The 11,839-nt window shown below is 73.4% G+C and carries 7 protein-coding genes and 1 pseudogene; 3 read left to right on the plus strand and 5 right to left on the minus strand.

Going from position 1 to position 11,839, the window contains the following annotated elements; genetic code table 11:
- Window positions 1-38: 38 nt before the first annotated feature.
- Both ABZ319_RS30220 and ABZ319_RS30225 read right to left on the minus strand, forming a co-directional pair.
- Entirely contained in the window at window positions 39-965 is a 927-nt protein-coding gene (locus ABZ319_RS30220; protein WP_354989914.1) for a YegS/Rv2252/BmrU family lipid kinase, read from the minus strand.
- A complete protein-coding gene (locus ABZ319_RS30225) occupies window positions 962-2,539 on the minus strand; it encodes an FAD-binding oxidoreductase (protein ID WP_354989934.1) in 1,578 nt (525 codons plus the stop codon). Before ABZ319_RS30225 ends, ABZ319_RS30220 begins: the two co-directional genes overlap by 4 nt.
- A 141-nt stretch (window positions 2,540-2,680) precedes the next feature.
- On the opposite strand from ABZ319_RS30225, the gene ABZ319_RS30230 reads away from it, so the two are divergent.
- Entirely contained in the window at window positions 2,681-3,298 is a 618-nt protein-coding gene (locus ABZ319_RS30230) for a TetR/AcrR family transcriptional regulator (protein ID WP_354989915.1), read from the plus strand.
- Window positions 3,299-3,360: 62 nt separating this feature from the next.
- Window positions 3,361-4,902, plus strand: coding sequence for a glycerol-3-phosphate dehydrogenase/oxidase (locus ABZ319_RS30235; RefSeq protein WP_354989916.1), 1,542 nt, complete (start codon window positions 3,361-3,363; stop codon window positions 4,900-4,902).
- A 27-nt stretch (window positions 4,903-4,929) separates the two neighbouring features.
- Here ABZ319_RS30235 and ABZ319_RS30240 read toward each other — a convergent pair whose 3' ends face one another.
- On the minus strand, window positions 4,930-5,343 hold the full coding sequence (locus ABZ319_RS30240) for a hypothetical protein (RefSeq protein ID WP_354989917.1): 414 nt from the start codon (window positions 5,341-5,343) through the stop codon (window positions 4,930-4,932).
- A gap of 181 nt (window positions 5,344-5,524) precedes the next feature.
- On the opposite strand from ABZ319_RS30240, the gene ABZ319_RS30245 reads away from it, so the two are divergent.
- Window positions 5,525-7,429, plus strand: a complete 1,905-nt coding sequence (locus ABZ319_RS30245) for an FHA domain-containing protein (RefSeq protein ID WP_354989918.1) — start codon at window positions 5,525-5,527, stop codon at window positions 7,427-7,429.
- A 146-nt stretch (window positions 7,430-7,575) separates the two neighbouring features.
- Here the strand turns inward: ABZ319_RS30245 and ABZ319_RS30250 are convergent, their stop codons facing one another.
- Together ABZ319_RS30250 and ABZ319_RS30255 are read right to left on the minus strand one after the other, a co-directional pair.
- Entirely contained in the window at window positions 7,576-10,641 is a 3,066-nt protein-coding gene (locus tag ABZ319_RS30250; protein ID WP_354989919.1) for an FAD-dependent oxidoreductase, read from the minus strand.
- A 207-nt stretch (window positions 10,642-10,848) separates the two neighbouring features.
- A pseudogene (locus ABZ319_RS30255) lies at window positions 10,849-11,839 on the minus strand (serine/threonine protein kinase); the annotation flags it as partial.

Genomic DNA, 11,839 nt, shown 5'->3' on the forward strand with positions numbered 1-11,839 from the left:
GCCATTCCGGCGCGGGGCACAGTCTCGCCGGGACCCGCTCAGGGCACCAGCACCTCGATGGCGCCGGGCCGGGACACGAAGGTGGCCGGGAGCATGCCCGCGGGGTCGCCGTCGGCGGTCGCGGGCGCGTTCGGCGCCGACAGCACCACCTTCGCCGCCCGGTACTGCCCGGCAGCGGGATGATCGATGCGCTTGCCGGAGGACAGCGCGGGCAGCAGTCGCAGCAGGTCCAGCCGGGACATCTTGCCCACCACCGTCAGGTCCAGCAGCCCGTCGTCGATGACGGCGTCGGGCGCGATGAGCATTCCGCCGCCGTAGGTCCGGGTGTTGCCGACCGCCACCATCACGGCGTCGAGCTCGATCACCGTGCCGTCCGGATGATCCGGCGAACCGTGCAGCTCGATGCGATAGGGCACGGCCAGTTTCCCGGCCAGTTCGATGACCGCGGCCAGGGTGTAGCGCAGCGGGCCCTTGGGCCAGACCAGGGCGTTGGCGCGCAGGGTGACTCGCGCGTCGAAGCCGGTGCCGGTGACCGTGGCGAACCACATGGGCCGATCGGCGTCCTGAGCCTGGACGGTGCCCAGGTCGATGGTGCGGGCGTTGCCGGCCAGCACGACGTCCACCGCGGCGTCGGTGTCGTCGGGCACCCCGACCTCGCGGGCCAGGTCGTTGCCGGTGCCGCCGGGCACCAGGCCCAGCGGGACGCCGGTGCCGACCAGCGCCTGCAACACCACACAGGTCAGACCGTCGCCACCGGCGGCGACGACGGCGTCCGGGCGGGCGGCCGGATCGGCCAGTGCCGCGCGCACCTGTTCCTCGGTGTCGGCCGCGGACACCCCGCGGATCTCGGTGACGGCCACGCCGCGCGCGGCGAAGCGATCGGCGGCGGCGATGCCCACCTGCACGCCTTTGCCGTGACCCGACAGCGGATTGGTCACGAGCAGAATCGAGCGAATCTCTCTCACGGAATGAGCTTCCCAGGGTTGAGGATGCCTGCGGGGTCGACTTCCTGTTTCACCGCGCGCAGCACGCGCACGCCCAGGTCGCCGATCTCGGCGCCCATCCACGGCCGGTGGTCCGCACCGACGGCGTGGTGGTGGGTGATGGTGCCCGCGGCCGCGACGATGGCGTCTCCGGCCGCGCGCTTGGCGACCGCCCACTGCGCCAGCGCGTCATCGGCCTGTTTGGCGACGATGGTGAAGTACAGCGAGGCGCCGGTCGGGTAGGTGTGCGAGATGTGGCACATGACCAGGGCCGGGGTGCCCTGCGCGGTGAGCGAATCGGTCAGGGCGGCGGTGACTTTCGCCTTGAGGTTGGCCAGATTGGCCCAGGTGGTGGCGGTTTCGAGGGTTTCGCACAGAATTCCCGCGTCCAGCAGGGAGTCCCGCAGGTAGGGGGCGGAGAAGCGGCCGTGCTCCCATTCGCGGGCGGGGGTCTCGCCCAGGGCGGTGCCGCCGGCGGCGCGCAACAGGTCGATCGCCTCGGCGCTGCGGGCCGCGACGTGGGCCGCGGTGCCCTCGAAGGTGGTGACCGCGAGGCACCCGCCGACCGTCGCACCGCCGATGTCACCGGCGCGCGCGAGGTTCAGGCCGGTCTCGGCCTCGTCGGACAGGCGCATGACGGTGGGCGCCGCGCCCGCCTGGATGACCGTGCGCAGCGCGGTCGCGCCGGTGGCGAAGTCGGGGAAGGACCACGCCTGGTAGGCGGTGGTCTCGGGTACCGGATGCACGCGCAGGGTGACGGTGGTGATGATGCCGAGCGCGCCCTCGGAACCGGAGAACAGTTCGCGCAGATCGGGTCCCGCGGCCGAGGCCGGGGCGCGGCCCAGGTCGAGGCTGCCCGCCGGGGTGGCCACGCGCAGGCGCTGGATCATGTCGTCGAACCGGCCGTACCCCGCCGAGGCCTGTCCCGAGGAGCGGGTGGCGGCGAAACCGCCGATGGTGGCGTACTCGAAGCTCTGCGGGAAGTGCCCGAGCGAAAGACCGTGCCGGGCAAGCAGTTCCTCGGCGCGCGGGCCGGAGAGGCCGGCGCCCAGGGTGGCGGTGCCGCTGACGGGATCGACCTCGGTGAGGGTGTCCAGGCGGGCCAGGTCGATCGCGATGACGGTGGCGAAGGCGCCGCGTGCGGGGTCGAGGCCGCCCACGACGCTGGTGCCGCCGCCGAAGGGCACCACGGCGATGCCCGCGCCGGAGCAGTATTCGAGCAGGGCCTGGACCTCGTCGTGCGCGGCGGGGAAGACGATGGCGTCGGGGGCGTCCTGCGGGCCGTCGGCGCGACGGCGCAGCAGGTCGGGGGTGGATTTGCCGCCCGCGTGCAGCAGCCGATCGCGGTGGTCGACAGAGACGTGATCCGCACCGACCACCGCGACGAGCCCCGCCCGGTGTTCCGGCGTCAGGGTCGAGTCACGCAGCGGCACGTCGCCCTCATCGCGACGGGTCGCCGGTTCCCCGGACACACCGAACACCTGCGTGAGCAGCCCTCGAATCTGCTCCGAGAGTGGCTTGTGTCCGGACGGGGATCCCCAGGCGTCCCACACCATACTCGCGCGGTCCTGCGGCTCGCCCGGGTTTCCCGGCGAAGCGAATGCTGCTTGTGTGTCGACCATGCGTTACAGTCTGACATAGAATGTCAAGCAGTAACGAGAACCGCCGATCGAGCGGGTGATGGAAGGGTGGTGCACATGGCTTCGACCGAACCGTCCTCCCCCGATCTCGCCGCCCCCGAGCTCACCTCCGCCGTCGATCTCGCGATCCTGGACGCCGCCCGCGCCTGCGTGGCCGAGTTCGGCGTGCGGCGCACCACGCTCACCGAGGTGGCACGGCGGGCGGGCGTGAGCAGGCCGACGGTGTACCGGCGCTGGCCGGACACGGGCTCCCTGGTCGCGGATCTGCTGGTGCGCGAATTGCGCGAGATCATCGCCGACGCGGTGCCCGACAGCGGCACCGCGCGCGATCGGCTGGTGGCGGCCATCGTCGGCGGCGGATCCACGATCCGGCGGAATCCGCTGTTCGCCAAGATCTTCCGCACCGATGCCGACGTCATGCTCACCTACGTCTTCGAACGGCTGGGCCGCAATCAGCGCGCGCTCATCGACCTGTTCGCGGCCGCGGTCCGAGAAGGCCAGGGCGACGGGTCCATTCGAGCCGGGGATCCCGAACAACTCGGCACGATGCTCCTGCTCATGGCGCAGTCCGCGGTGCAGTCCGCGGGCACGGTCGCCGAACTGCTCGACTCCGCGCGCCTCGATATCGAACTCGCGCACGCCATCACCGGATACCTCGCGCCCCCGGCGCCCTGATCGCCGCCCGCCCGGGCGGTGCGCAGCACCCGCTGTACCGCATCGAATCGAAAGGTCCCGTCATGACCGGCACTTCGGCTCAGCCCGGCTCCGCCCTCAACGCCGCACGGCGCGAGCGGGAACTGCTCGCGCTCGGTGCGAGCGAGACCATCGACGTGCTGGTGATCGGCGGGGGCATCACCGGGGTGGGCGTGGCCCTGGACGCCGCCGCGCGCGGGCTGCGCACGGTGCTGGTGGAGAAGCACGACCTGGCGTTCGGGACCAGCCGGTGGAGTTCCAAACTCGTGCACGGCGGACTGCGCTACCTGGCGAGCGGCGGCGTCGGCATCGCGCACGAGAGCGCGGTGGAGCGCGACATCCTGCTGACCCGCACCGCACCGCATCTGACCCGCGCGCTGCCGCAGGTCGTGCCGCTGCTGCCGACCATCGGCGCGGCTCAGAAGACCCTGGTCCGGGCGGGCTTCGCCGCAGGTGACGTGCTGCGCCGCACGGCCGGCACCCCGGCGGCGGTGCTGCCGCGCTCGCGGCGGGTGGCCGCGGCCGAGGCGCTGCGCTACGCGCCGACCGTCCGGCGGGCCGGGCTGCGCGGCGGGCTGATCGCCTGGGACGGGCAGCTGGTGGACGACGCGCGCCTGGTGGTGGCGATCGCGCGCACCGCGGCCGCGCACGGGGCGTCCGTTCTCACCCGGGTGGCGGCCACCGAGGTGACCGGAACCACGGCGGTCCTGCGCGATGAGCTGACCGGCGAAACCCTGTCCGTGCGAGCGCGTTCGGTCGTCAACGCCACCGGCGTCTGGGCGGATCAGGTGGATCCGAGCATCGAGTTGCGACCCTCGCGCGGCACGCACCTGGTGTTCGACGCGGCCGCCTTCGGCGGGCTCTCCGCCTCGCTGACCGTGCCGATTCCGGGCAGCACCAGCCGTTTCGTGTTCGCCTTCCCCGCCGCGCACGGGCGGGTCTACCTCGGCCTGACCGACGAGGAGGCTCCCGGGCCGGTGCCGGACGTGCCGCACGCGACCGAGTCCGAGATCGATTTCCTGCTCGACACCGTCAACACGGTGCTGCGGGAACCGTTGCGCCGGGGGGATATTCGCGGCACCTTCGCCGGGCTGCGGCCGCTGCTGCGCACCGGTGCGGACAGTACCGCCGACATCTCCCGCGAGCACGCGGTGCTCACCTCGCCCACCGGATTGATCACCGTGGTGGGCGGCAAGCTCACCACCTACCGCAAGATGGCCGAGGACACGGTGAACGCCGCTGTCGCACACGCGAATCTGACGGCAGGTCCCTGCCGCACCCGCGACCTGCCGCTGGTCGGCGCGGTGACCGGGGTGGCCCGCGATCGGATCGAGGCCCCGACCCGGCTGGTCGAGCGGTACGGCAGCGAGGCGGCCGCGGTGTTGGACCTCGCGCGCGCCGACGCCGCGCTGGCCGAGCCGGTCGCGCCCGGGATCGACGTGCTCGCAGCCGAATTCGCTTTCGCCGTCAGCCACGAGGGCGCGCTGGACGCCGACGATCTCCTGGACCGCCGCACCCGGATCGGCCTGGTCGACACCGACCGCAAGGCCGCCGCCCCCGCGGCGGAGGCGGCATTCGGGCACTGAGCGAGTCGCCCCGGTCGTCGCCCGGGGTCAGTGCAGGACCACGCAGCCCGAACCGGTGAGCAGGCCGGTGCCGACGGTGATGTCGACGTACGGGACCACGTCCGCGCCCGGGACGGTGTGCTGCACGATCTGGAGGCGGTGGACGCCCGGGGTGGCGGGGGTCCAGTGGCCGACCGCGATCCGGCCCGAGGGGACGGCGGTGGCGAAGGCGATGCCGTTGTCGTAGAACACGACCGGGGCCGAGGGATCGTCGACGTAGCCGTTGACCGGGTAGGTGCAGCCGGTGCCGTAGTTCGTCGCCGGTCCGTAACTGATGCCGGGTTCCACGCCCACCCGGGTGGCGGTGGCCCCGGCGGGAGCGCACAGGACGGTGAGCGCCGCGGCGGCCGCGATGGCGGTTCCGGCGCCGCGTACGGCGCCGCTGGTGTCGATCGTGCCCATAGGTTCGGTCCTTCGGGTACGCCGGAGCCGGATGCACCGGCACGATTGTTCGATCCTCGCGCCCCGGGGGTCGCTTCGGGCAGTATTGCCACGATCCGGCGGATTCCGTGTCGCAACCGCCGGCGTGTGAACGGTCCTATGCTTGGCAACGATGTTGTGAGCGCCGGACAAGGAGGCGCGAATGGGGCGGATACCGACAACCGTCGGATTGCTGCGCGGTGAGGGATTGATCGCGCGGTTCGGGAGCGTGGTGATCTACCTGGCCGGGACCAGCCCGTCCACGGAGCGGATCCTGGGCGCGGCCGAGACCGCGGCCGGGTCCGCGGATCCGGGTGTGGCCATCGCGCAGCGACTGGCCGCCACCGTTTTCAGCGGCGGCTCGGCGCAGCCGCCGTCGTTCGGGGTGGTCGCGCCGACGCAGGGCGGGATCCTCGTGCTGCTGCGCGGGCCGGTGCGTGCCCTGGTCGAGGGGCCCGAGGGCACGCGGCAGTTCTCCGGTGTACGCGCCATGACCTGGGCCGATGAGATCCTGCGGGACCCGGTCCGCCGGCTCACCATCGCCGCGGACAGCACCTCGGGCGGTGAGGTGCCGCACACCAACCTGCGGGTGGGCGTGGTTCCCGGCGGCGGTTTCCTGCTGCACGCCCCGCCCTCCGGCTTGCCCGCTCAGCGCGGGAACACCGGCTCGACCCCGCGCGCCGCCGCGTCCGACGCTGCCGCCGAACCGATGCCGGAAGGTCCGCGCGACGCCCGTGCCGATCTCGCGAGCGCCCGGCCGGGTCCGGTTGCCGCCGATTCGCCGGGAACCGGTGGTTCGCTGCCGCGGGTGAACTCCCCCGGACCCCTGCCGGACCCCACCCGCCGCGCTCCGCTGCCGACTCCGTCACATACCCGCTTCCCGGGACCGGGCTCGCCGGCGCGGCCGCCGGGCAATCGGGGACCGGACGCCGGTGGCCCGGATTCGGGGCCGCTGCCCACCCGGGCCGACCCCCACGGGTCGGCCGCGGCCCCGACCACCCACGACGCTCCGCCGCCGAGCTACCCCGGTTCGGGTGCGCGACCGGAGTCCCCCGGCGGCCGCAGGCCCGCCGATTCCGGCTCGCATTCACAGCCGCGCCCGGGCGGCGCGGGCGCGGGCAAGCGGCACCCCGAACCGCCGGAGACCCAGGCCGCCGGCGCCTTCGGGCGTCCGGCCGAGCTGCCCGACGCACCGGCCGGCCGGTCCGCCGACCGCCGGGCCGATGCCGATCGGCCCGCCGAGCCGCCGGAAACCCGTGGCGCGCCGCGCGAACGGCCATCCCGGCCCGCGAGCGGTCCGATCGGACGCGCGGAATCGGTTGTCCCGCAGCCGGACCGGTCCGGAGCGCAGGAGCCCGCGCGGTCGGATCGGCCGCTGGATCCCAGCGACCCGCAGTCCGCGATTCCCACCGAAACCCGGGTCGTTCCGAAAATCGACGGTGACGCGGACGTGCCGGAGGGGCTGACCGTTCCGGATTCGGACCCGTCCCGGGGCAATCAGCCGCAGGCCCGGCCTCGACTGTCGAAAGACGCTTCGGCAGAAGCGAATTCGGCCGGCGCGGCAGCGCGACGCCCGGGCGGGCCGGAGCCCACGCGCCCGGACCCCGCCGACCAGCCTCCGACCGCGGCGTTCGACGCCGAGGCGGCGGCCGCGGAGCCCGCGGCCACCGAACGCGCGGGCGGCCGCGATCCGGTGCCGCCGGAAACGAGCGCCCTCGGCCCGGTGGGCGGTGCGCTCACCACCGCGGACGGCGCGATCTATCCCCTGGACCGCCCGTACGTGATCGGCCGCGATCCACTGATCGACGAGTCGGTCCGCCGGGCCGCCTCCTCCCCCATCGTGATCCCCCGCGATCGGCACGTATCCCGCGTCCACGCCTACGTTTTCATCGAGAACGGCATCGTCCTGATCCGAGACGCGGCCACCCCCGGCGGCACCTACGTGGCAGCCCCCGGCGCCCAGGACTGGATCCGCGTCGGCCAGCGCCCCCACGAACTGAAACCCGGCTGGAGTCTCCGAATAGGCGCCCGGATCCTGACCTACCGCCCCGAACAGCCCCGCCGCTGACCTACCCGCCGCTCACGTCGGCCCGAGGCATTCGGCCTCCACGGTGCCGAGAGTGAGGACCCGCGCTGAAGTCGGGTGGCCACCGTCTGGTGCAGGGATTCGGTTGCGGCTCTGTCGAACTCGTGGTGTGTTCTGGACCCTGTGGGTCAGGCGGGCGCAATCGAGGACAAGGGGGTCCAGTCGCCTGCGCGCAGCGAGTTGCGGAGGTGGGGCGGGAAGGGGGCCCGGGCGCGGACGGCGGATTCGGCGGCGGCCACGTCGGCGGGGTGGTGGCCGAGGATCGTCGCGCCTACGCAGCGGCCCAGGGAGAGCGTGAGCGAGCGGTAGGAGGGGGCGGCGGGGTTCTCGGCGACGATCAGTTCGTCGCCGGGGGCGGGGGTGGTGCGGCCGATGGCGAACAGTTCCAGGCCGACACCCTTGAGGAGGGTGGCGGGGAGTTCGGCGGTCAGGATCTGATTGCCGCCCAGGGCATTCACGGCGGCGGCCTGCGCCTGTTCGGCGGCGATCGGCCACAGGCCGGGGACGCGGTCCCGATGTTCGGCGACGTCGCCGGCGGCGTACACGTGCGGGGCTGCGGTGCGCATGCGGTCGTCGACCAGGATGCCGCGGGACACCGGGAGCCCGGCCCGGCGGGCCAGTTCGATGTTCGGGCGAATGCCGGTGGCGGCCAGGAACAGGTCGCAGGGCAGGGTGCGGCCGTCGGTCAGCACCGCGGCGCGCACGCCGGGTTCGCCCAGCAGCCGGGCGGTTTCGGCCCCGCGCGCGACGTCGATGCCGAGCCGGGTGAAATGCGCCAGGACCAGCTCCGAGCAGCGCGAATCGAGTTGCTTACCCAGCAGCCGGGCGCCGCGTTCGAGGACGGTGACGCGCAACCCGAGCTGGTGCAGCGCGTAGGCGGCTTCCAGGCCGAGCAGACCGCCGCCGGCGACCAGCGCTCGCGCACTGCCGTGCCGCTGGGCGTAGGCGCGAATGCGCAGGGCGTCCGCGGCTTCCCGCAGGACGAAGCTGCCGGGCCGGTGCAGTCCCTCGATGGGCGGGGCGGCCGCGCTCGCGCCCATGGCCAGCACCAGCCGGTCGTACGGCAGCACATCGCCGGTGCCCAGATGAACCCGCTGGGCGCGGGTATCGAGCCGGGCGGCAAGGGTATTGAGCCAGGCGGTGACCTGGTGATCGGCGTACCACTGTTCGGGGAGCAGGTGCAGACCCTGCATGGCCGAGCGCCCGTAGACCAGGCGGGAGATGCCCATGCGGTTGTAGAAGTCGTGCGATTCGCGCCCGACGAGGTGGATTTCGCAGTCCGGATGCCCGCGCCGGATGAAGTCCGCGGCGGTGACCCCGGCGATGCCGTTGCCGACGATCACCACGCTGACGATCGATCGGTCGAAATGACCCGTGGCGCTGCCGTTTCCGCTGCCGGGCTGCGGGGTCAGCGACACCCGCACCTCACCGCCCCGCACCCGGGCCGCGCAGGCCATGCGCGTGTTCTCAGCGAAACCCAATCGCCGCAGCGTGTTTCGCTCCTCACCACCGGCCGGGCCGAGCGATTCCGCGCCGGCGAGCACGGCCACCGGGTCCGCGCCGCAGACACCCATCCGGCAGCCCGCCTCCAGCGGCAGATTCGCGCGTTCGGCGCAGTCGAGCAGACTCATGCCGGCATCGGCCTCGACCCGGCCGCCGCCGGGTTCGAAGACCACCGAAGCCGCTACCGCGGTGGGACTCTCGGCGGCGGCGCGGGGGCGCGGGAAGGGCAGCAGCACCGGTTCGTCGCGGTCCCCGGTGGCGCGCGCGTACTGCAGTTCGCTGACCCGGGTGCGCGCCAGGAACAGCAGGCTCGCCACCAGCACCAGCAGGCTGAGCGGCCAGCGCAGCCACGGCGCGCTCACCCCGGTGAGGGTGCCCAGCGCGGCGAACAGGACCGGTCCGGCGAACCAGTAGAAGAAGTTCAGCGCCGCCGCCGCGTAGCCGGCCGCCAGCATGCGGACGCCGACGGCGGTGGTGGACTCCAGCACGAAGAACACGCCCACCGCCGCCAGCAGGAACAGCGCCAGCAGTTCGTAGCGCTGCGCCACACTCAGGCCCGAACTGCCTGCGAGAATGAAGAATCCGAGGACGAAGCCGGGCAGCGCGGCGGCGAAGAGCTTGCGCGCCGAACTCCATGCGGGATCCGGGTCGTCGAGATCGGCCTGGTAGGCGGCGCGCGGTGTGAAGTCGAAGCAGTTCTTCGCGCAGCCGACGCACGGCTCGCAGTGATTGTTGGGCACGGTGACGAACGGCGTCTGACCGTAGGCGCGCTGCACCGGGAAGAGCGGGCAGATGCTGCTGCACCACCCGCTCTTGCCTTTGAAGGCCAGCCCGCCGCTCCCGGCCGCGACCGCCACGGCCAGCAGCACGCAGCCGGTGGCCACGCCGCTGCGGTCCAGTCCCGCCAGCCGCGAGCCCGCGATGCCGAAGAACAGGGCGACCGCCACGAGATAGCCGTACCGCTGCATCCATCGGGGTGGGGTGGCGGCGCGGCCGATCCCGAAGAGCCTGGGGGCCTGATTGATCGCGGCCAGCGGGCAGGTGTTGCGCCACAGGCCCGGGGCGAGCAGGAACAGGCCGGGCAGCAGTGGGACGAGCACGCCGAAGAAGAGCAGCAGCCCGGTGGTGGGGTCGAGGAAGAGGGTGAGAACGAGCGCTAGGTAGGCGGTCACGCTGATCGCGCGGGCGACCTGCCAGGCGCGCAGCGGAAGTCGCGCGGGCATTTCGGGGAAGGTGGGGAACATGTTGCGCGTGCCAGTGGCGTCGATGTCGAGGATGCGCTCGGCCAGCGCGACGGCGGTGCTCACCCGCCGTTCGCCCGGCGGCGGTGGGACGACGTGGCCCGCGGCCGGAACGTGGGTGTCCACGCCGATCTCCGGTGGCGCACCGGGATCGGGCGCGCGCAGCACGATGATCTCGGTGCGGCCCAGGCGCACGACGTCGCCGACCGCCAGCACGTGCCGCCCGGACAGCGTGACCCCGTTGACCGTGGTGCCGTTCCGGCTGCCCAGATCGACCACCGACAGGGCGGTGGGCGTGGGCACCAGGCGCAGGTGCTGCCGGGAAACCTCGCTGTCGGACAGGATTTCGCTGTTCCCGCCGCGCCCGAAGATCAGCGGCCCGGCCAGCTGCCGCCGCCGCGCGGGCCGGCCGAACTCCCGGATCTCGATCAGTGGCTCCCCTGCCGTCACCGTGCCTCCCCTCCACGCGGACGCCGCTCGGGGCGTCGTGGGTATATCGATGAAGAGCGCGCGAGCGCTACCCGCGCGGCGAATCGGTCCCGTGCACGCGAGCACAACGCGAGCCACCGGCCACGCGGGCGCAACGCGGATCGGTCGGCATGTTCGGTGAGCCCGGCCGACGGCACGGCCCGGCGCGCCGGGCGCGGGTACGGGCGCTCATGCCCGTTCCCGCAGGCGTAGGACACGGATGTAGCGGAAGCGCTTTCCCATGCGGCGCAGGCCGATCGAGGCCACGGCGCCCGCGGCGGCGGCGAGTGCGGTGGCAGCGACGAGCCCGGGCACCGTGGGCTCGTGGCCGAGCAGGAGCCAGGACGCCCCGGACGCCGCGACACCGAGCAGGCCGGTGCTGACCGTGAGTCCGATGGTGGCGGCGAAGCGGGCGCTCCCGCGCCGCAGGGTGCGGGCGTTGGACTCGGTGTAGGCCGCGGCGAACAGGGTCAGCAGCACGAGAACGGCGGCGGTCACGGTCGTGGTCCCGCGCTGGGCGGTGTGCACGCCGAACCGATAGGCGGCGACCTCGGACCCGTTGCGGGACAGGGTGAGTTCCGCCGTGAGATCCCCGGCGAGCACGTACCCGTTGACCGGTGGCGGCAGCTTGCCCGCCCCGCCCGCACCCAGCGGTGTCGCACTCCCGCCGACGCTCGCACCCGGCAGCCGCACCGACAGGCGCGCCGCGTCGGCGTCGACACCGCTGATCTCGATGGGCACCGGCGCGGACAGATCCACCTCGACGGCCCGCGCCACCGCCGGGTCCATCCCCGCGATCCGAACCGTCCCCTGCACGGGCAGATTCCGCTCCGGCGCACCACCGAGCCCGAGCACCGCCGTCCCCGCGACCAGCGCGGCCAGCACTCCCGCCGAAATCAACGGCACCCGAGCCGGTTTCAGATTCACCACCCGCTGCACGGGCACCAGCTCGTTCCGGTCGACGTCGACCAGCCGAACCCCGCCCCCCGCAATCGGTTCGAGCGGCCGCACCCGCACCATGCTCACCGCGCTCCACCCGACCCGCGCCGGCTGCGCCGGTGGCGGCGAAACCCGCTGTGCCCCGGACGTTCCCCCGCTGCTGCCGGACCCGTCCCGCCGCACGGTCGGCACCCGCTGCTCGGGGTCGTCCTTCCGCCGCGTGGTGGGCCCCTGCTGCTCC

The organism is Nocardia sp. NPDC005978 (assembly GCF_040614455.1).
Classification (GTDB): Bacteria; Actinomycetota; Actinomycetes; order Mycobacteriales; family Mycobacteriaceae; genus Nocardia.

Bases quoted from the DNA above. Each gene is read 5' to 3' on its own strand.
- ABZ319_RS30230 (WP_354989915.1), top strand. From the start codon at position 2,681: ATGGCTTCGACCGAACCGTCCTCCCCCGATCTCGCCGCCCCCGAGCTC.
- ABZ319_RS30245 (WP_354989918.1), top strand. From the start codon at position 5,525: ATGGGGCGGATACCGACAACCGTCGGATTGCTGCGCGGTGAGGGATTG.
- ABZ319_RS30235 (WP_354989916.1), top strand. From the start codon at position 3,361: ATGACCGGCACTTCGGCTCAGCCCGGCTCCGCCCTCAACGCCGCACGG.
- ABZ319_RS30240 (WP_354989917.1), bottom strand. From the start codon at position 5,343: ATGGGCACGATCGACACCAGCGGCGCCGTACGCGGCGCCGGAACCGCC.
- ABZ319_RS30225 (WP_354989934.1), bottom strand. From the start codon at position 2,539: ATGGTGTGGGACGCCTGGGGATCCCCGTCCGGACACAAGCCACTCTCG.